The organism is Acinetobacter sp. NIPH 817, from assembly GCF_000368405.1.
Classification (GTDB): domain Bacteria; phylum Pseudomonadota; class Gammaproteobacteria; order Pseudomonadales; family Moraxellaceae; genus Acinetobacter.
On record NZ_KB849420.1, the window covers coordinates 2955663 to 2977108 of the forward strand.

Below are 21446 nucleotides of genomic sequence, written 5' to 3' on the forward strand. Positions count from 1 at the left end.
CAATGCCACCCAACCTAAAACATGTTAGTCTGTAAATCGCTTGACGGAGCGCGAGTAATAACTCGCTGAGATTGTGTAAATTTCGTGTTATCGCAACACAAGTTTGAACATGAGTACCGTTGAACCTGATCAGGTTAAGACCTGCGTAGGAATCAAGCCATCTGAAAACTTAAGCCTTAAATTTATCTAGCAAAGATAAATCCGCCATCGTTTTTGGTCGTGCTTGATTCGTTGATGTTATTCATAAGGATCATGTAATGAACCAGTTAACGAATCTCTCTTCTGCTGAAATTTCAGCACAACATGAACAAGATGCAAAAGATTTAACCCGCATCTTACCCGCTTCTAAAAAAGTTTATATTGAAGGCTCTCGTCCTGATATTCAGGTTCCAATGCGAGAAATTTCTTTAACAGATACTCCAACTGGTCTAGGCGGTGAACATAATCCCCCTGTTATGGTCTATGACACTTCAGGTGTTTATACAGATCCGAATGTTCAAATTGATTTAGACAAAGGTTTACCTTCAGTTCGCCAAAACTGGATTGAAGAACGTAACGATACTGACGTACTTTCTGGTTTAACTTCAACTTTTGGTCAAGAACGTTTAAAAGACATTCGCACCGCTGACATTCGTTTTGCTCATATTCAAAACCCACGCCGCGCTAAAGCTGGCAAAAATGTCACTCAAATGCACTATGCCAAGCAAGGTATTATCACACCTGAAATGGAATATATTGCAATTCGTGAGAATCAGCGCCAGCGTGAAGGTGTTGATATGCGTCAACATGCTGGACAAAATTTCGGTGCAAAAAACTTAAAAGAAATTACACCTGAATTTGTTCGCCAAGAAGTTGCTGAAGGTCGTGCGATCATTCCTGCCAACATTAACCATCCAGAACTTGAGCCAATGATTATTGGCCGTAATTTCTTGGTTAAAATTAATGCCAACATTGGTAACTCAGCGCTTGGTTCTTCAATTGACGAAGAAGTTGCCAAAATGACGTGGGCAACGCGTTGGGGTGCCGACACCATTATGGATTTGTCGACAGGTAAAAACATTCATGAAACACGTGAATGGATTATTCGTAACTCACCTGTTCCAATCGGTACCGTACCGATTTATCAAGCGCTTGAAAAAGTTGATGGTGTTGCAGAAGACCTAACATGGGAAATCTTCAAAGACACGCTGATTGAACAAGCCGAACAAGGCGTTGACTACTTCACGATTCACGCAGGTGTATTGCTTCGTTATGTGCCACTTACAGCAAACCGTTTAACAGGTATCGTGTCTCGTGGTGGTTCAATCATGGCGCAGTGGTGTCTAGCGCATCATGAAGAAAACTTCTTATACACTCATTTCGATGAAATCTGTGAAATCATGAAAGCCTATGACGTTTCATTTAGCTTAGGTGATGGCTTACGTCCGGGTTGTATTCAAGATGCGAATGACGAAGCACAGTTCAGCGAACTTAAAACCCTAGGTGAACTTACACACCGTGCATGGGAACATGATGTTCAAGTCATGATTGAAGGCCCTGGTCATGTACCAATGCACATGATTAAAGAAAATATGGACCTTCAGCTAGAAGTGTGTAAAGAAGCACCATTCTATACGCTTGGGCCTTTAACGACTGATATCGCTCCGGGTTATGACCACATTACTTCTGCAATTGGTGCAGCCATGATTGGTTGGTACGGCACAGCGATGCTTTGTTATGTGACACCAAAAGAGCACTTGGGCTTACCAAACAAAAAAGATGTTAAAGACGGAATTATTACCTACAAGCTTGCGGCACATGCTGCTGACCTTGCGAAAGGACATCCGGGTGCTCAAGTTCGCGATAATGCCTTGTCAAAAGCACGTTTTGAATTCCGTTGGGATGATCAGTTCAACTTAAGTCTAGACCCTGACACAGCACGTAGCATGCATGATGAAACCTTGCCCAAAGAGGCTCATAAATCTGCTCACTTCTGTTCAATGTGTGGACCAAAGTTCTGTTCGATGAAAATCACCCAGAATGTTCGTGACTATGCCAACAACCTCACTAATAGCAATTCAGAGGTTGAAGAAGGCCTCAAAGCGATGAAAGAGGTTTATCAAGAGCAAGGTCAAAAACTGTATCACAAAGTGTAAATATTCAAAAAAAACACTTGCCTAGCCATGATTCTCGGTTAGGATGAAATAAATAGATTTCGTCCTGACCGAATCATGAGTATTGTTGAACGTCCAAGTTATACATCTAAAGATGTCGAAGTAACATCACGTGAATCTCTATTCCGTGGTTTTATTCAAGTTGAAAAAGTCAGCCTTCGACATCGTCTATTTAATCAATCTGAATATACTCATGTATTGCAGCGTGAACTCGTTCATCGGCCTGAAGCAGCTGGTGTACTACTCTACAACGATCAAAAACAACAGTTTGCACTGATTGAACAGTTCCGTGTTGGGGCTTTAGATGATCCTCAATCACCGTGGCAGCTGGAAATAATTGCAGGCGTGTTAGATGGTGATGAATCACCAGAAAGTTGTATTCGACGAGAAAGCCTTGAAGAATCAGGTTGCGAAGTTCAAAATTTAGAGCATCTATTTAGCTTTTATCCATCTGCTGGTGCTTGCTCAGAGTTATTTCATCTCTATGTTGCCGAAACTGAATTACCCGCTGAAGGGGGTGTTTTTGGCGTAGATGATGAGGGGGAAAATATTCAACTGCACTTATTTAATTATAGTGAAATCCAGACTCTACTTGACAGCGGACGTTTAAGAAATGCTCCTGTCATTATGGCATTACAATGGCTGGCCCAACACAGCAAAACGATAATAAACCCGAAGAGGTAGGACGGTGACTTTTCAAGTCTCAACACTTTCACAAAAAGACCATGTCATTATACAAATTACCGATACCCACCTATTGGAGTATCCGCATTTAGAATTTGTGGGGATGAATCCTGAAGAAAGTTTTCATGCCATTATTCAACAGATCCTAAAAAAACATCCTGAAACTGATGCCATTATCCATACTGGAGATTTGGCTCAAGCACCAACGCCTATTACCTACAAACGTTATATTCAATATATGCAAACCTTAGGTCTGCCATTTTTTCAGACACTGGGCAATCATGATAACGTTGATCATTTTCCATTACATAAAGAAAATCATCAGGAACCTGTGGTCATTTGTTTAGGAAACTGGCGCATTATTTTATTAAATAGTGCAGTAAAAGGTCAGATCAATGGGCACCTGTCGCCAGAACAACTACAAAATTTAGCGGCATTACTCGAAGAATTTTCAGATCACCCTGTTTTATTGGCTTGTCATCACCATCCTTTTGCAATGAAATCCAAATGGATTGATCATCACAAGTTACAAAACTCTAATGCTTTGCTTACCACATTAGGTCCATTTAAAAATGTAAAAGCTTTACTCTGCGGGCACGTTCACCAAGACTCACTAAACACTTGGCAAGGGATCGAATTTTTCTCGACCCCCTCAACAAGCGTTCAGTTTAAACCGTTTAGTAATGAGTTTGCCCTAGACCAAAATGCTCCCGGCTACCGTTACATTCGTCTAAAAAACGATGGTAGTTTTGAAACAGAAGTCTTCCGTCTTGAAAATTTTCAGGGTCTTATAAATACCAATATTTCAGGCTATTAGCTCTATTTTATATATGCTTATATGCAATTATGACTAGGGTAAACACGTTTTGAAATTATTTACGAGGCGGAATGACTATCATCTTGCAGGAAAAATCTATATGATGACGACCCGATGGGAAAATCCCATCGATGGTTTTCTATAAAAACACTTGCATATCACCATATTTTTTGCGTATAGATAATACGTGTATGATGAGGAATGCCCTATTATGGCGAATGACAACCACAACCAAGTTTTGGATGAACATACAGAAGTTGTAGTGGAAGGTGACAAAGCTTCTGCAAAACGTGCACGTAAAGTGAAACCTAAAACTTCTGACATAGGCACAACTGCAAGTTTATTTGGTATTGCACCTTATCAACCTAAGAAAAATGAAGAGTACATGTCTGAAGGACAGCTCGAGCATTTCCGACAAATTCTGCAAGCATGGAAAGCTGAATTAATGTCTGAAGTTGATCGTACGTTGAATACGATGCAAGACGAATCAACTGCATTGCCAGATGTAAATGACCGTGCCACCCAAGAAGAAGAGTTTGCAATTGAATTGCGTACACGTGACCGTGAACGTAAGTTAATTCGTAAAATCGAACAATCTATGGAAGCAATTAAAAACGAAGACTACGGTTTCTGTGAAACATGTGGTATCGAAATCGGTTTACGTCGTTTAGAAGCACGTCCAACTGCAACGTTATGTATTGACTGCAAAACTTTGGCAGAAATTAAAGAGAAGCAAAATAACGGTTAATATGACCGCTGTAGCTACTCAAGAAAAGCCTAGCTTTTCATACTCAGGCCGGTTTGCGCCCTCGCCAACCGGCCCTTTGCATTTTGGATCACTCATTACCGCCGTCGCCAGTTATTGTGATGCTAAAGCTCACCAAGGCAAATGGTTGGTTCGTGTCGAAGACACAGACATCCCTCGTATTTATCCGGGCAGTGAAGAGCATATTCTCACCTCACTGGAAGCCTTCCAGTTCGAACCCGATGCAGAAATCATTTTTCAAAAAAACCGTTTAGACATTTATGAAAGCGTACTAGATCAACTTAAAAAAGAGGGTCTAATCTATGCTTGTCAATGTACACGCAAAATGCTGGGTTCAAATGCCATCTATGCGGGAACATGCCGCAATCTTAATCTTGATTTTAAAGACCAAGCAATTCGGGTAAAAGTTAAAGATCAACAAATCTGTTTTGATGACCGACTGCAAGGGCATCATTGTTCTAATCTACAACATGACCTTGGAGACTTTGTTCTTAAACGCCGTGATGGGATTATTAACTATCAACTTGCTGTCGTCGTGGATGATTATCTACAAGGCATTACCCATGTCGTTCGAGGCTCAGACCTATTAGATAACACCGAACGTCAGATCTGGCTTGGCGAGCTCTTAGGATACCCTAAACTGAGCTATATGCACCTTCCTCTCGCCATGAATGATCAAGGGCAAAAGCTTTCTAAACAGAATCTTGCTCAAGCACTCGATTTAACTAAAGCGCCTGAATTGTTGCAACAAGCAGTACAAGCCTTGGGACAACCTCATGTTGATTTAGACCAGCCTAAAGTGATGCTAAAGCAGGCCATATCACAGTGGAATGTTGATTTAATTCCCCATGGACAAGAGCTCAGCGGAACATATCTATAAATAAAAAAAGCCCGATTTGATATCGGGCTTTTTATAACAACTGAAATGCTTTAGAAGTTTGATTCTTCTCTTTCAGGGTTCACTTCTTGAGTTGATGCATCAATCTTTAAGATCAAGCTAATCATCGCAGCACACATCATTAAAGATGTACCACCATAACTAATAAATGGCAGAGTTAAACCTTTGGTTGGCATTAAGCCCATGTTCATGCCCGCATTTACCAAGATCTGAAGCAAGAAAATAATACTGATACCGTAAGCCAAATAGCCTGCGCGAAGATAATGATGTTTCAATGCACGATGACCAATTTTGATACAGCATGCCAACATCAAGAAAGACAAACCAATGACAATCGAAATACCAAAGAAACCAAACTCTTCACCTAACACCGCTAACATAAAGTCAGTATGCGCTTCAGGTAAATAAGATAGCTTTTGAACACTATGTCCTAAGCCTGTACCAAACCATTCACCACGGCCGAAGGCCATTAATGCATTTGATAACTGATACCCCACCCCTAATGGATCTGCCCATGGGTCAGTAAACGAAATCAAACGCTGGAAACGATACGGCTCAAATAAGATCAAAAATACGATACCGGTTACAATCGCACCTAACATAATTAAGAACTGTGTTGGCGGTGCACCAGCTAAAAAGAATACCCCGACCATCATCAATACAATTACAATCGTAGCACCCAGGTCAGGCTCGGCAATAATCAAACCGACCGTAATTGCCATGACCCCACTTAAACGTAATAAGCCTTTCCAATGAGTACGAACCTCTTTGGCACGGCGCACAACGTAGTCTGCGGTAAAGATTGCCATCATGACTTTGGCAACCTCGGTTGGCTGTAAGGTAAAGCCACCGATCTTAATCCAACGTGTAGAACCGTTCACTTCTGAACCCACCACCAAAGCAGCAAGCAGCAGAACCATGGTCAACAGCCACAGCGGGAAAGTATTTTTAAACCACGTATTGAGTGATATCCGATAGGTCAAATAAGCCACCACAGCCGCAGCAACAATTGAAATACCATGACGAATCACATAGTGAAACGGGTTTTCATGCATATATTCAGCATAGGGCATCGAAGCAGACGCCACCATCACTGAACCGATACACAACAATGCAACGACACAGAAAATCAGGACATTACGTGGCGTCACTTCCGCTGGCCATTTAGGCAATATCCGTTCATACCAATGATTGATTTTCTGGATTGTGGTCTGAGCTAAGCCTGCCATACTACATTCCTAATCATGTTTTCTTTAAACCAACGAATTGACGCAGGCAACAAACTGCTGACCACGGTCATTATAACTTTTAAACATATCAAAACTTGCACAGGCTGGTGATAACAACACCACATCTTCAGCTTGTGTTTCACGTTGACACAGCTCTACAGCTTCTTTGAGTGTTGCTGCATGCAAAATTTTGGTTGCGCCCTGAATTGCTTGTTCAATAACAGGAGCATCTTCACCAATCAATACCACAACTTTGGCATATTTTTCGATAGAAGAACGTAATGGAGCAAAATCTTGACCTTTACCCTGCCCACCTAAAATCAAGGCAACCTTACCTTTTTTAACCTCAATTGCAGCACCTAAACCGTCAATTGCTGCAAGTGTAGCACCAACGTTGGTTCCTTTAGAGTCATTGTAGTAACGCACATCATGTACCGTTCTCACATACTCACAGCGGTGCTCTAATCCTTTAAATTGTTTTAACGTTTCAAGCATCGACTCCATAGGCAAACCAATTGCTTCACCTAATGCCAAACACGCTAAAGCATTGGCTACGTTGTGCATGCCTTGAATATATAAATCTGAGCTTTTAATTAAACGCTGCAAACCACGTGCAAGCCAAAGCGTGCCATCACCATCTCTTAAAACACCATATTGATTTAAGTCTGGTGCATTTAGACCAAAGCTCTGCATTGGTGTTGTATCTGGAACAAGAGGGCGACTTAAAGCATCATCACGGTTAAATATTACTTTTTTAACGCCTTGAAAAATACGGTGTTTTGCTTGGTGATAACCCCACATATCGCCATGACGATCTAAGTGATCTTCACTCATGTTAAGGACCACAGCAACCTCAGCATTTAAATGTGAGGTGGTTTCCAACTGAAAACTTGATAGCTCAAGTACAAGCAACTCTGGTTGATCTTTTAGTAAATCTAGGGCTGGGCGTCCTAGGTTTCCACCCACAGCAACTTTTTTACCCGCATCTTTAGCCATTAAACCAATTAAAGTCGTTACTGTACTTTTCGCATTAGAACCTGTAATAGCCACAATAGGCACTTCGGTCGCACGGCGTAATAGTTGAATGTCGCCTATCACTGAAATACCTTGAGCAATAGCTGCCTGAATTTCTGGTAATTGTGGTGCAAGGCCTGGGCTTAAAATAATTTCTTCTGCTTGTAATAATAATTCTTGGTCAAGTTGACCAAAACTGGTTTTAACGCCAGCTGGAATCTGGTCATGACCAGGAGGGGTTGGACGAGAGTCCGTTACTGCAACTTGGTAGCCTTGTTCATGCAGGAAATTAACAGCAGAAACACCTGATATTCCTAAGCCTGCGACAACTTTTAATCCACCACGTTGTATTAACATTTTTGCCCCACAATTTATCAATCGACAGAATGGCAAAAATGTTAGCACTTTGCTGTTTTGAATGCTTTTTCAGTTTGAACTTTATTCATCTTTTTTTGTGTCAGTGCGTAAAAAAGCCATCAATATGATGGCTTTTTAAACGAAACAGGAAATACTAAATTTATTGCCATTTAATCGGCTTGATTTCTTGAACTGTATTGGTAGGTTTATCTTCGCTTGAACAACCACAACCACCAGCACAACCAAAGGTCATTTTTGGTTTAAGCCATTTTGCCAAGGTTGCCCAACCCTGCTTTTCACAAAATACAGAGAGTGAAGAAAAGACTGAATTTGCTGTTTTTGGAAATACTTTCTTAAAAACAACAACTGCACTCCAACTCACTAAAACCGCAATAATCAGATATTGAATCATATACAACCTCCTTTCTTGCTTTAACCCCAATAGTGGGAAGCAATTTGATAGGTAACAAACGATGCCAAATAAGCCAAACCGAACAGATATGCAGTCATGGCAGCAACATGTTTCCATGAACCTGTTTCACGTCGTACTGTTGCCAACGTAGCCAAACAATGTGGGGCATAAATAAACCACACTAAAAGCGACAATCCTGTTGCCAAAGACCAACCTGTGCCATCTGCACTAATCAGATGTGACAAACCTTGAGCTACAGCATCGTCACTCGTTGCAGACAAGGCATAAACCGTACCTAATGCTGCAACCACAACTTCACGCGCTGCCATTGCTGGAATTAAAGCAATACAGATTTGCCAGTTAAATCCGATTGGAGCAAATAAAGGTTGAATAAGGTGTCCGAGCATACCGGCAAAACTATAATCTATAGCAGGTAATGTCGCCCCTTCTGGTGGTTGTGGGAAAGTACACAAAAACCAGAGCAAAATAGAGAGCGCAAAAATGATTCCGCCGACGCGTTTTAAGAAGATTTTTGCACGGTCGAGCAAACCGATTCCCACACTTTTTAAATCAGGGAAACGATAACTTGGCAGCTCTAGCAATAAAGCATGCTGTGACTTATCTTTTTGCAAAAATTTCATTAAAAATGAAACACAAAGAGCGCTCACAATACCAGCCATATACAGACCAAATAACACCAGACCTTGTAAGTTGAAAAGCCCCCAGACCATTTTCTCTGGAATAAATGCAGCAATCAACAAGGCATATACAGGTAAACGTGCCGAACACGTCATTAATGGTGCAACCATAATGGTTGTAAAGCGATCACGAGGGTCACTAATACTACGCGTTGCCATGATTCCAGGTACTGCACAAGCAAAGCTTGAAAGTAAAGGAATGAAGGCACGGCCGCTTAAACCAGCTTGAAACATTAATTTATCAAGCAAAAATGCTGCACGCGGTAAATAGCCAGATTCTTCCAATACTAAAATGAAGAAGAACAAGATAAGAATTTGTGGCAAGAACACAACTACGCTACCTGCACCTGCAATAATTCCGTCAACAACCAAACTATGCATTAGAGGCTGTGTAATCACAGTTCCCACGACTTCACCTAACCAGCCAAAGAAGCCTTCAATGCCATCCATGAACGGAGCTGCCCAAGCAAAAACTGCCTGAAACACAATAAACATCATGAGCGCAAGGCTAAGCAGACCTAGAACTGGGTGTAAGAAAATTCGATCTAGAAAATCAGTACGCTTATCTCCCTGATCGACATATTGAACAACATCTTTAAAAATCATATCGATTTTTTGATGATGAGTTCCAGTTAAACCACTCAGTTCTGTCTGTGGCACACTGTATTTTTCTTGATCAAGAGCATGTAATAGATTTTCAATACCCGCATTACGGACAGCAACTGTTTCAACAACGGGTACGCCCAAACGTTGAGACAACTTTTGAGTATTAATTTGGATGCCGCGACGACGCGCTTCATCCATCATATTCAATACAATTAAAATCGGACGGCCAAGCTCGATCATTTCGAGCACCAGTCCTAAATGCAATTTTAAGTTAGTCGCATCAACCACACACAAAAATGCATCTTGCTGCCCTTCTTCTGCAATCTTACCCAAGCAAACATCCCGAGTAATAACTTCATCAGGACTAGTTGCATTTAGACTATAGGTACCCGGTAAATCGAGTACACGCACTGCTCGACCTGACGGTAACTGAAATTGACCTACTTTACGCTCAACAGTTACGCCCGCATAGTTTGCAACTTTTTGTCGAGTTCCAGTTAAATGGTTGAAAAGAGAGGTTTTACCGCAGTTAGGGTTTCCCACAAGGGCAATACGTAACGCATCACTCATGCGGGTACTCCTTCTTCTACTAGAATTTCAATTTTTTCCGCTTCTGCTTTACGTAAAGCGAAACGTGTAAAGCCAATTTGGATCAAGATCGGATCACCACCAAAAATACCTTTGGTAATCACTTCCACTCGTGTGCCGGGTACAAAGCCCAGACTTTCCAAACGAATTGCGACCAAATCTTGCTGCTCGGACTCTACTTCTATCCGATTCACTTTGGTGATGGTCGCCGCTTGCTTCACTTTTAAAGCTGATAAACGCACCGCATCCGATCCTAAACCTTTTTTTCTAGTATACATATAAATGAGAATAATTACCAAATAAGGTTAAATTTCACTTCTTATTCAGTTTAATCGACAAACCTTAAAGTTTCTTTTACAGTACAGAGGTTTAGAGGATCTAGTGTATGTTGAATAAAAAACCGCGTATTCCAAGCCCAGTTCAAATTCCTGAACATTTAAGCTTTTTACAAGGTTTTCGCGACTATTTAGTTGCACAGACAGTAAGTCCTCATACACGAAATGCTTATTTATCAGACCTTATTCAATGCAGTGAACTTCATAAAAAATCAGCTCTTCCAGAGTGGACAAGTGATGATATTGCTGATGTTTTGATTGAGTTGACCAAAGTTGGGAAAAGCCCCCGCTCAATTGCCCGCTGCTTATCTGCTCTACGCCAGTTTTACAAATTTTTACGTGAACAGAAATTACGAAGCGATAATCCTGTAGCAACTCATCATTCTCCAAAAATTGGACGAGCCTTACCTAAAGATCTATCTGAAGAAGATGTTGAAGCACTGATTCAAGCACCTGATATCAATACGGCACTTGGCTTACGTGATCGGGCAATGTTTGAAGTACTTTACGCGTGCGGTTTACGTGTTTCAGAACTACTTAACTTGCGATTAGAGCTTATTAATTTAAAACAAGGCTATTTACGTGTTACAGGTAAAGGCAATAAAGAACGTTTAGTTCCGTTAGGACAATTCGCCTGTGAATGGGTAGAACGCTATTTGAGTAATGCTCGGCCTCAGCTCTACAAAAGCTCGACTGACTATCTTTTTTTGACCCAACATGGCGGAATTATGAGTCGGCAGAACTTTTGGTATGCCATTAAACGCTATGCGCTTCAAGCCAATATTCAGGCTGAACTCTCACCTCACACCTTACGTCATGCCTTTGCAACGCATCTGCTCAATCATGGCGCTGACTTACGTGTAGTGCAAATGTTACTGGGTCATAGCGATTTATCTACAACACAAATCTATACGCATGTTGCACAAGTACGAATGCAACAATTACATGAAAAACATCACCCTAGAGGATGATAAAGCTTTAAAGCCCCAAGCAAGCATTTCATATCAATCGTTTGATTTCGTTCACAAAGGTTAAGAAAGTTTTAACAATACACATTAGATTTTTTGTTATGCTTAGCAGCTTCTGACTATAAATACTGATGAAATAAGGGTTATCTATGTCTTTTACCCGCTCTCAAATTTTTCTTGCCTGCGCTCTGGCATCTAGCCTTTTGTTCAGTGCTTGTTCTAAAGAAAACAAACCACAAAAAGAAGATGCGCTCACAGCGACTGCACCTGCTACTGGGGAAGCTTCAACCATTATCGAACGTAATGATAAGCAACGTTTGATCGAAACTTTGCAGAAACAATTTAAAAATGCAAACATCAACGCCAAAATTTTAGATATCAAGCCGACAGAAGTTCCTAATTTGTATTGGGTAAATCTCGAAGGAATGACATCAATTTATACAACCAGTGATGGAAAATATTTAATTCAGGGTGATGTAATCCGATTAGGAGGCAAAGAGCTTCATAATATTGGAGATAATCTTCAAGCTTCGGAAAATAAAAAGCATCTTGCTGCTTTAAAAAATGAAGATCTCATTGTCTACCCTGCAAAAGGTAAGGCTAAACACGTGATTTATGTGTTTACCGATGCAAGTTGTCCTTATTGCCATAAACTACATGAACACATTCCTGAAATTAATGAAAAGGGTATTGAAGTACGCTATATCGCTTGGCCACGTGGTGAGCAATTTATGCCGACCATGGAAGCTGTATGGTGTAGTGCAGATCGTAAAGCTGCCTTTAGCCAAGCAGTACAAGGCGTCAATATTCCGCCTGCTCAATGTAAAAACCCTGTTCGTGAACAATATCAACTTGGCTTAAACATGGGTGTAAATGGTACCCCTGCTATTTATAGTGTTGATGGCGAGTACTTAGGTGGATATCTAACACCTGATGAATTAATTAAACGTCTGAATAAATAATCCACTTAAAGTTGATGAATGATTAATCATCTATCTCTTACAAAAAGCGCTGCTCTCATTGCAGCGCTTTGTTTTTTCAATAAATAATGCTTTAACAATCTGTGTTTAAAGACTGATCTACTCTTCTTTTCCAAACATCGTACTCTAATTCATTGAACAGGCACTAAAAGCGCTAGAGTCTGGCGTTTTTTTTAGCTATGATCTAGCTTCAACTAAATGATTAAATGATGAATGGAGTGTGACGTGAAACCAGTTCGCCTGGCAATACTCGGTCTAGGAACCGTAGGTGGAGGAGCCCTTAAACTACTACAAGAAAATGCCGCTGAAATTAAACGTCGCACCGGTCGAGAAATTCAAATTACCCACGTTGGAACACGTCGTCCTCGTCCAGATCTAGAATTGGAAGGGATTAAACAAAGCGCAGATTTACTTGATATCGTTCGTCAACCAGACGTTGATGTCGTTGTAGAAGTAATGGGTGGTATCCATCCTGCTTACGAAATTATCATGGAAGCAATCAAGCACGGCAAACAAGTCGTGACTGCAAATAAAGCTTTACTCGCTGAACATGGCAATGAACTATTTAAAGCAGCTGAAGATAATGCTGTACAAATTGCTTATGAAGCAGCAGTTGCTGGCGGTATTCCAATTATTAAAGTCATCCGCGAAGGTCTTGCTGCAAACCATATTGAATGGTTGGCAGGCATCATTAATGGTACAGGCAACTTTATTCTGACTGAAATGCGTGAAAAAGGTCGTGCATTTGATGATGTATTAAAAGAAGCTCAAGAACTTGGTTATGCAGAAGCAGATCCAACTTTTGACGTTGAAGGTATTGATGCTGCGCACAAGCTTACAATTTTAGCGTCTTGTGCGTTTGGTATTCCTCTTCAGTTTGATAAGGTCTATACCGAAGGTATCAGTAAAATCACTGCACAAGATGTGAAATATGCAGAAGAACTTGGTTTCCGCATTAAACACCTAGGAATTGCACGTCGCGCTGAAAAGGGTATTGAACTACGTGTTCACCCAACGCTCATTCCAGATGAACAGCTTATTGCGAATGTAAACGGCGTTAAAAATGCTGTTTTAGTTCAAGCGCATGCTGTAGGCCCTACACTTTATTACGGTGCTGGTGCTGGTGCTGGTCCAACAGCTTCTGCTGTTGTTGCCGATGTAATTGATATTGTTCGTGACATCTCTTATACCGAAGACGGTGCAGGAACAATTCCTCAGTTGGCTTTTGAAGCATTAACAAATGTGCCAATTTTAAGCCGTGAAGAAATGACTACCGGTTATTACATCCGCTTAAATGCAGAAGATCAAACTGGCGTACTTGCAGATGTTACTACCATCTTAAGCCGCGCTGGAATTAGTATTGATGCCATCATGCAACAATCCCGTTTAAAAGACCTTATTCCAATCGTGATTCTGACCGATCCAATCGTTGAATCTAAAATGGATGAGGCTCTTGCACAAATCCAAGCATTACCTGCAATTCGTGGCGAAATCGTAAGAATTCGTTTAGAATCGCTCGATAGTTAATCAGGTTGAGGGAAAGATTCCCTCTCCCGCTTCACCTCTAATTGGAACACCATCATGTCTAATGCCAATCGTTATACTGGTCTTGTAGATCGTTATCGTGACCGTTTGCCAGTTTCGGCAACTACTCGTGCTATCTCTTTGGGTGAAGGCAACACCCCACTCATTAAACTTGAGAATATTCCACGTATTATTGGCAAAGATGTTGAAATTTATGTGAAATATGAGGGCTTAAACCCAACTGGTTCATTTAAAGACCGTGGTATGACCATGGCTGTAACCAAAGCGGTTGAAGAAGGCTCTAAAGCGATTATCTGTGCATCTACTGGTAACACTTCTGCTGCTGCTGCTGCTTATGCTGCACGCGCAGGTATCAAAGCATTTGTTTTGATTCCAGAAGGCAAAATTGCAATGGGTAAAATGGCGCAAGCAATGATGTATGGTGCGATCACTATGCAAATTCGTGGTAACTTCGATGATGGTATGCGTCTTGTAAAAGAAGTTGCTGATCAAGCGCCTGTAACGATTGTAAACTCAATCAACCCTTACCGTTTGCAAGGTCAAAAAACCATTGCTTATGAAATCGTTGAAGCTTTAGGCCGTGCACCTGATTATCACTGCTTACCTGTAGGTAACGCAGGTAACATCACTGCTCACTGGATGGGTTATACCGAAGCTGTAGCAAACCAACCTGCTGATCAGTTTGAACAAGTGATTTATGATGCAGCTACTGATCAATTCACTGGTCCAAAACCTGAAGGTTTACCAACAATGGTTGGTTACCAAGCTTCTGGCGCAGCTCCTTTCTTACGTGGTGCTCCAGTTGAAAGCCCTGAAACAGTTGCAACTGCAATTCGTATTGGTAATCCACAAAGCTGGAACCATGCAAAAGCTGTAGTACGTGACTCTAAAGGCTGGTTCGATGAACTTCAAGACAGCGAAATTTTAGAAGCTCAACGCTTACTTTCTATGTATGAAGGCGTATTTGTTGAGCCAGCATCTGCTGCTTCTATTGGCGGTGCGATTCGCGACATTAAAGCAGGTAAGATTGCTGAAGGTTCTGTCATTGTATGTACAGTAACTGGTAATGGCTTGAAAGATCCTGACACTGCAATCAAACAATGTGCTGATGCAGTAATGTTGTCAATTGATGCAACAATGAGCCAAGTAAAAGATTCGATTTTATCTAATATGTAAAATCTGAGTTTTCAAAAAAACGGCTGTTCAACACAGCCGTTTTTTTATGTCTTTTTTATAGCCATAAAAAAACGCTTCTTGATAGAAGCGTTTTTAGAATATTTAAATTAAATACGTTTTGGTAAATTACTTAACCAACCCAATAGGTTAGTTGCATCGTTATTACGTGCCTGCGTACTTGGCTCACCAAGTAATACAATCACTGCTGGACGCGAGTTTACAGTCGTATGCATGACAACACAGCGACCTGCTTCATTGATATAACCTGTTTTAGACAAGTTAATATTCCAACCACCATTACGCACTAAAGCGTTGGTATTATTAGATTTCAACACGCGATAACCCAAGTTAAAGTCATAGGTCGGTGTAGTTGAGAATTGACGAATCAAACCATATTGAGAAGCTGTACTCGCTAAAATTCCTAAGTCACGCGCAGAAGATACATTGCGTGGATCTAAACCAGTTGACTCATAATAATGCGTTGCATTCATACCTAAAGCACGTGCTTTAGCGTTCATTGCCGCTACGAATGCAGGACGTCCGCCCGGATAAGTACGCGCTAAAGCTGCCGCTGCGGGATTTTCAGACTTCATCAAAGCAAACAACAATACTTCTGCACGGTTCATTTTATCGCCAACACGAAGTGTTGAACTTGAATTTTTACCGTTTGCCCCAGCAAAATCGATTTGCTCAAGCATAATTTCTTCTGACATGTTTAAACGAGCATCTGCTGTTACCACTGCTGTCATTAACTTGGTAATAGACGCAATTGGCACAGAAGCATTGGTATTTTTACTAAACAGCACTTCACCCGTTTGCGCATCCATCACTAACGCAGCTCGAGCACTTACGCTCGGCTGAGCATTGTAACCACTCGTATCACGAATTGGAGCAAGCTTAGGAGCAGATGCTATAACTTTAGGTGCATTACTACCACGTAAAGTTGTAGTTACAGATGTTGATCCTTGAATAGTCGGCTCATCATCTTCATCATTCAACAGTTGACTAACGTCAGCTGAAGACCAATTTAAATTTGCAGTCCCAGTACTCCCTGAGGACGGGTTATTGACGAGTTCTGCAAAGCTTGTTGAACTCAAACTAAGCAAAATAGACATGCTTAGCACATGTATTAAAGACTTTTTAGAATTTTTCACGGCACAATACTCGACTCAGGGTGATACACATTTGCGCTTACTATAATTATGCCTTACATTTGAGGTATAAGGTATAACGCTTTTACCGACACAATTGTGCACAACTATTCGCTCACTATATAAGAATAGGATTGCTAATTTTGTCATTCCATTGCAAGCTAATTTTGCTTTATGTAACAAAAAACTTGTTTTTTGAAAGAAAGGAGGTCTTCTTGATTACAGTTTTAGTTGTGGATGACCATGAACTTGTACGTACAGGCATTTGCCGTATGTTAGAAGATCATGCCGATGTAGAGGTCATTGGACAAGCCGAATCGGGTGAAGAAGCAATTGCTATTGTTCGTCAGAAACATCCTCAAGTTGTGTTGCTTGATGTCAACATGCCAGGCATCGGGGGCGTAGAAACGACACGTCGTTTACTACAAACCGCACCAGACACAAAAGTTATTGCTGTAAGTGGTTTATCAGAAGAACCGTACCCTTCTCTTCTGCTTAAAGCAGGAGCTAAAGGCTATATCACTAAAGGTGCTCCCATTACAGAAATGGTTCGGGCAATCAACAAAGTCATGCAAGGCGGCAAATATTTCAGTGCCGATATTGCTGAGCAGTTGGCGAATTCCTATCTATCTGACACGCAGCAATCGCCTTTTGACGCTTTATCCGAACGAGAAATGCAAGTTGCAATGATGGTTGTAAATTGTATTAGCGCTCAGGAAATTGCGGACAAACTTTTTGTAAGTGTAAAAACGGTTAATACTTACCGCTACCGTATTTTTGAAAAACTCGCTATCGATAGCGACGTTAAACTCACTCATCTTGCAATCCGTTATGGTTTGATCAAGCCATAATTAAACTTATATGCAATTTCCCTTAAACTCATCGTTGTCCCATACGATTTTTCGTTTGGGCACGTGGTATGGTTTATATCGTCTTATTATTGCGGTTAGCCTCAATATTATTTTGGTTTTAACCGATGCTCAAATCGACAATAGTCTACAACAACCCGCTTTATATTCTTATACCCTGCTCGGCTATTCCATATTAAGCCTTCTTCAGCTTTTGTGTTTTAAGTTTGTTTCAACTCAGGCAACTAAGCAGCTTATTTTATTTTTTGTAGTTGATGTTATCTGTCTGAGTTTACTTACATTTTCTGTAGGCGAACCAAATTTACAACTCAGCTTACTGTATGTTATTGCTATATTTACCTCGGCAATTTTACTCAGCGCAAGAATGTCTTTACTCATTACATTACTTGCTGTCATTGCCGTTATTTACCAACGTTTTGTCGGTAGTTTGTTTGACTACAATAATCTAAATACGATTGGTAATAGTGCTTTATTAGCCTTCTTATTTTTTGTGGTGCACGGCATCGGGCAAATTGCGGTACAGCGCTTTAAACTACTTGAAGCACTGACTTTCCACCAATCTATAGAACTCTATCAACTGCAAAATATTAACCGCTATATTTTGGAACAAATTGAAGAAGGCTATTTGGTTCTAGATGAAAACTACGACATTGTTTTAAGTAATCCAGCTGCCTGCTCTCTGTTAGGGATTCCTCCTCAATTTGCTAGTGAAAAATATCCTTTAGCGAAATGGCACCCCGATTTATTTGAAATTCTTAAGTTTGATAACCTACAAGAAGGTGATCGTTTTATTTTTGAGTCTCGGCTATCGGCATATTCTATTAACATTAAAGTGCAACATCTTGTGGTGCCGCAACAAGCATTGACGCTACTCATCTTACAAGATGCACAGCAAATTAATCAGCAAGCTCAACAACTCAAACTTGCCGCTTTAGGGCAACTCTCAGCAAGTATTGCACATGAAATCCGCAATCCTCTTGCAGCAATTGTGCAAGCAAATGAACTACTTAAAGATAGTGATTCAGAACAGCAAAATACTTTACGCCGTATGATCGGTAAGCAAACCAAACGCATCGATAGTATTGTTCAAGACACATTAGGACTGGCCAACAGCGAAAGAACTTACCCAATCCAGATTGAATTAACCAACTTCATAAAGACGTTATTAGACGAAGATCTTTTAGATGTTAAACATTCAATACAGCTTAAAATTTCCGACTCATTCTTAAAATTATTATTTGACGAGAAACAACTCAGACAGGTACTCATTAACCTTGTCAGAAATGCCTTACGACATAATGCACCCGATTCACCTCATATTTTGATCAACATTCATTCACAGACAAATAAAATATATATTGATGTGATCGATTACGGCGAAGGGGTTTCAAAACGTGATATATCTCAATTATTTAAACCATTTTTTAGTACCGAAATTAATGGAACTGGTTTAGGATTATATTTGTCTCATAGTTTTTGTGAGGCAAACCATGCAAAGCTCACTTATGTAGAGCAAAAACAAGGGGCATGCTTCCGAATGGAATGCCCAATAATATATTGATTTTTTTATTAGGTTTTTGGGGAAATGGCAGAACAGCAACCACTGGTTTTGCTTGTAGACGATGAAGAAGATTTGTGCCTTTTAATGCAAATGACTCTTGCACGAATGGGGATTAAAACACATCTTGCTTATCGGGTTGAACAGGCCAAACAACTCTTTACTCAGTTTCATTATGATGCTTGCTTAACCGATTTAAACCTACCCGATGGTAGCGGTTTAGAATTGGTTAAACACGTTTCTCAAACTTACCCACACACACCAATTGCAGTTTTAACTGCATACGGCAATATGGATATTGCAATTGCAGCGTTAAAGGCAGGAGCTTTTGACTTTGTAAGTAAACCTATTAACCAAATTCACTTAGATCAGTTATTAAAAAAAGCGCTAAATCAGCCAAAACCAGAACATGAATTTGGTGAAACAGCTTTGGAAAATGACCTATTAATTGGTCGTTCGCCACCAATACAAAACTTACGGACAACTATTAAAAAAATAGCCCGCTCTCAAGCCCCTGTGTTTGTTACAGGCGAGTCTGGTACAGGTAAAGAGGTTGTTGCTAATCTTATTCACCGCTTGAGTAATCGCAGCGAAGGTCCGTTTATTGCGATTAACTGTGGAGCCATCCCAACAGAGCTCATGGAAAGTGAACTTTTTGGACATAAAAAGGGAAGTTTTACTGGAGCGACCCAAGACAAACAAGGCCTTATTTTTTCAGCTCATGGTGGCAGTTTATTCTTAGATGAAATTGCCGAATTGCCTTTAAGTATGCAAGTTAAATTGCTTCGGGCAGTGCAAGAGAAAAAAATTCGTCCTGTAGGTTCAGATCAGGAAATTGATGTTGATTTTCGAGTAATCAGCGCCAGTCACCAAGATTTAGATTTATTAGTCCGACAAGGTAAATTCCGTCAGGACTTATTTTTCCGTATTCATGTGATGGATATTATTTTGCCACCACTACGTGAGCGCGGTGGCGATATTTTGTTATTAGCCAATCATTTTATTCAAAAAGTTTGTATGGAATGGGAAATTCCAAGCAAACAATTAACTACAACTGGTGAAACTTATTTATTACAGCAAGATTTCCCGGGTAATGTTCGTGAATTAAGAAATATGATTGAACGAGCTATTACCTTAAGTGATGATGAGTTTATTGATTTAACACATCTAGCACCTCTTCTTAGAAGCAGTAGTGTTAACTCTCAAATCACCACTCAACCATTGAATGACACGTCAACTGCGATTGCCCAAACTCGACCAAAACTACCAATGGAAGGTTTAGAACGCTACTTAGAAAATATTGAAAAAGATCTTCTATTGAACGCATTGGACATGACTCATTGGAACCGAACATTAGCAGCTAAAAAGCTAGGAATGACTTTTCGTTCTTTACGCTATCGACTAAAAAAGTTTGGCTTAGATACCGAATTGGGAGAAGAAGTATAAAACTACTTTTTCTTTAGAAATAAGTCTGCAACGCGATCTAAATAGACGTCTTCTTTCATTTCTGGGGGCAAAGGATAGGTCTGATTAGGCTGAATACCTTGCCCTTCAATCATATTGCCGTTTGGCGTGTAATAGTGTGAGACTGTCATTTGTAGTGCCGCACCACTTGGTAAAGGAAATAGTTTTTGCACTACGCCTTTTCCATAACTTTTTTCACCCATGACCCATGCACGCTGGTGTTCTTTCATCGCTGCGGTAAAAACTTCGGCTGCTGATGCGGAGCGATGATTAATTAATATACCTAATTTTATATTTTGAAATTCATTGCCGGGCAAAGCCTGAAATTGCTGATTACCTTCCGAACGACTTTTAGTTGAAACAATAATTCCATTATTTAAAAATAAATCTGCCGATTCAACTGCTGCCGATAACAATCCACCCGGATTATTTCGTAAATCGATTAAAACGGCTTTTAAACGTGGCGAACTATTTTCTTCAATTAACCGTTTAATTTCATTAGCAGTGTCTTGCTGGAATACTCTAATTTTGAGTACTAAAACCTGATTATGTAGCATTACAGGTTCGATATCGGTTTCTATTTTTTTATTACGAACTAAGTTAATGTTTCCACTTAACTCTTCTGCTTGCACTTGAAGCGTACTTCCGATAGAACCGTAAAGCAGTCCAAGTACCTGATCTTGGTTTAAATTTTTTAGGTCTTGATTATCAATCTTGAGAATCGTCTGACCATTTCTCAGACCTAATTTGTATGAGTCTGAACCTGTTTTAAGATCACGAATTATCCATTTATGGAGATGTAATTCAGGGCTTAAAGCAAAATCAACCGAGGCAAGGTCACCTTCGGTATATTGAATGAGTTGACGATATTCTTCTGCCGACAAATATCGTGAATAACGATCCAGCCCACTCACTAGCCCTTTAATGGCTTGTTGAAATAAGGCATCGTCAGACTTCACATCGACATAGTTATCTCGAACGATTCCATAGATTTGTACAAACTGTTGAATCGACTCGATCGGCACCTCTGCATAACTATGTTCCGGCTCTTCCGAATCAGAGTGCAAAGGTGACAATTTTTCTTTTACAACTGGCACTGCAAAAGCAAATTGGCTGCAACACAGCAACATACTCACAATAAGTTTTTTATATTTAATGTGTTGCAGCATCCAATCACC

19 protein-coding genes and 1 riboswitch are annotated in these 21446 nt (G+C 40.3%); of the genes, 12 read left to right on the plus strand and 7 right to left on the minus strand.

What is annotated here, in order from left to right:
* The first annotated feature begins 34 nt into the window (after positions 1-34).
* Positions 35-169, plus strand: a riboswitch (TPP riboswitch).
* A gap of 88 nt (positions 170-257) precedes the next feature.
* From thiC to gluQRS, 5 genes are all read left to right on the plus strand, one after another.
* Positions 258-2135 carry a phosphomethylpyrimidine synthase ThiC gene (gene thiC, locus F968_RS17530; RefSeq protein ID WP_004795134.1) on the plus strand — a complete coding sequence of 626 codons (1878 nt, stop codon included), beginning with the start codon at positions 258-260 and terminating at the stop codon, positions 2133-2135.
* 75 nt (positions 2136-2210) lie between these two features.
* A complete protein-coding gene (locus tag F968_RS17535) occupies positions 2211-2837 on the plus strand; it encodes an NUDIX domain-containing protein (protein ID WP_004795135.1) in 627 nt (208 codons plus the stop codon).
* Between the two features lie 4 nt (positions 2838-2841).
* A complete protein-coding gene (cpdA, locus tag F968_RS17540; RefSeq protein WP_004795136.1) occupies positions 2842-3654 on the plus strand; it encodes a 3',5'-cyclic-AMP phosphodiesterase in 813 nt (270 codons plus the stop codon).
* A 211-nt stretch (positions 3655-3865) separates the two neighbouring features.
* A complete protein-coding gene (dksA, locus tag F968_RS17545; RefSeq protein ID WP_002121205.1) occupies positions 3866-4402 on the plus strand; it encodes an RNA polymerase-binding protein DksA in 537 nt (178 codons plus the stop codon).
* Position 4403: 1 nt separating this feature from the next.
* A complete protein-coding gene (gluQRS, locus tag F968_RS17550; protein WP_004795139.1) occupies positions 4404-5300 on the plus strand; it encodes a tRNA glutamyl-Q(34) synthetase GluQRS in 897 nt (298 codons plus the stop codon).
* Between the two features lie 50 nt (positions 5301-5350).
* Here gluQRS and ftsW read toward each other — a convergent pair whose 3' ends face one another.
* The 5 genes from ftsW to F968_RS17575 all read right to left on the minus strand — a co-directional run bounded on the left by ftsW (position 5351) and on the right by F968_RS17575 (position 10464).
* Entirely contained in the window at positions 5351-6547 is a 1197-nt protein-coding gene (ftsW, locus tag F968_RS17555; protein ID WP_004795141.1) for a putative lipid II flippase FtsW, read from the minus strand.
* Between the two features lie 24 nt (positions 6548-6571).
* Positions 6572-7918 carry a UDP-N-acetylmuramoyl-L-alanine--D-glutamate ligase gene (murD, locus tag F968_RS17560; protein WP_004795143.1) on the minus strand — a complete coding sequence of 449 codons (1347 nt, stop codon included), beginning with the start codon at positions 7916-7918 and terminating at the stop codon, positions 6572-6574.
* A gap of 160 nt (positions 7919-8078) precedes the next feature.
* Positions 8079-8330 (minus strand): DUF6587 family protein, encoded by a 252-nt coding sequence (locus tag F968_RS17565; protein WP_004795147.1) that lies wholly within the window; start codon positions 8328-8330, stop codon positions 8079-8081.
* A 20-nt stretch (positions 8331-8350) separates the two neighbouring features.
* Positions 8351-10204 carry a ferrous iron transporter B gene (gene feoB / locus F968_RS17570; RefSeq protein WP_004795148.1) on the minus strand — a complete coding sequence of 618 codons (1854 nt, stop codon included), beginning with the start codon at positions 10202-10204 and terminating at the stop codon, positions 8351-8353.
* The gene (locus F968_RS17575; RefSeq protein ID WP_013199126.1) at positions 10201-10464 is read right to left on the minus strand and encodes a FeoA family protein; all 264 of its coding nucleotides are present in this window, start codon (positions 10462-10464) and stop codon (positions 10201-10203) included. Before F968_RS17575 ends, feoB begins: the two co-directional genes overlap by 4 nt.
* Before the next feature lie 143 nt (positions 10465-10607).
* On the opposite strand from F968_RS17575, the gene xerD reads away from it, so the two are divergent.
* The 4 genes from xerD to thrC all read left to right on the plus strand — a co-directional run bounded on the left by xerD (position 10608) and on the right by thrC (position 15226).
* Positions 10608-11528: a site-specific tyrosine recombinase XerD gene (gene xerD, locus F968_RS17580; protein WP_004795152.1), complete on the plus strand. Its 921-nt coding sequence runs from the start codon at positions 10608-10610 to the stop codon at positions 11526-11528.
* Between the two features lie 146 nt (positions 11529-11674).
* Complete coding sequence (locus F968_RS17585) at positions 11675-12487, plus strand: DsbC family protein (RefSeq protein ID WP_004795153.1); 813 nt, start codon at positions 11675-11677, stop codon at positions 12485-12487.
* A 243-nt stretch (positions 12488-12730) separates the two neighbouring features.
* A complete protein-coding gene (locus F968_RS17590) occupies positions 12731-14032 on the plus strand; it encodes a homoserine dehydrogenase (RefSeq protein WP_004795155.1) in 1302 nt (433 codons plus the stop codon).
* A gap of 54 nt (positions 14033-14086) precedes the next feature.
* Positions 14087-15226: a threonine synthase gene (thrC, locus tag F968_RS17595; RefSeq protein WP_004795157.1), complete on the plus strand. Its 1140-nt coding sequence runs from the start codon at positions 14087-14089 to the stop codon at positions 15224-15226.
* Positions 15227-15333: 107 nt separating this feature from the next.
* Here the strand turns inward: thrC and pbpG are convergent, their stop codons facing one another.
* Positions 15334-16380 carry a D-alanyl-D-alanine endopeptidase PBP7/8 gene (gene pbpG, locus F968_RS17600; RefSeq protein WP_147306163.1) on the minus strand — a complete coding sequence of 349 codons (1047 nt, stop codon included), beginning with the start codon at positions 16378-16380 and terminating at the stop codon, positions 15334-15336.
* 212 nt (positions 16381-16592) lie between these two features.
* Here pbpG and F968_RS17605 point away from each other — a divergent pair, with 212 nt between their 5' ends.
* The 3 genes from F968_RS17605 to F968_RS17615 are packed head-to-tail and all read left to right on the plus strand — an operon-like array spanning position 16593 to position 20250.
* On the plus strand, positions 16593-17228 hold the full coding sequence (locus F968_RS17605) for a response regulator transcription factor GacA (RefSeq protein ID WP_004795161.1): 636 nt from the start codon (positions 16593-16595) through the stop codon (positions 17226-17228).
* A gap of 10 nt (positions 17229-17238) precedes the next feature.
* The gene (locus F968_RS17610; RefSeq protein WP_004795163.1) at positions 17239-18807 is read left to right on the plus strand and encodes a sensor histidine kinase; all 1569 of its coding nucleotides are present in this window, start codon (positions 17239-17241) and stop codon (positions 18805-18807) included.
* A gap of 24 nt (positions 18808-18831) precedes the next feature.
* Entirely contained in the window at positions 18832-20250 is a 1419-nt protein-coding gene (locus F968_RS17615) for a sigma-54-dependent transcriptional regulator (RefSeq protein ID WP_004795164.1), read from the plus strand.
* A gap of 2 nt (positions 20251-20252) precedes the next feature.
* On the opposite strand, the gene F968_RS17620 is transcribed toward F968_RS17615, so the two are convergent.
* Positions 20253-21437 carry a S41 family peptidase gene (locus F968_RS17620; protein ID WP_004795168.1) on the minus strand — a complete coding sequence of 395 codons (1185 nt, stop codon included), beginning with the start codon at positions 21435-21437 and terminating at the stop codon, positions 20253-20255.
* Positions 21438-21446 lie beyond the last annotated feature (9 nt).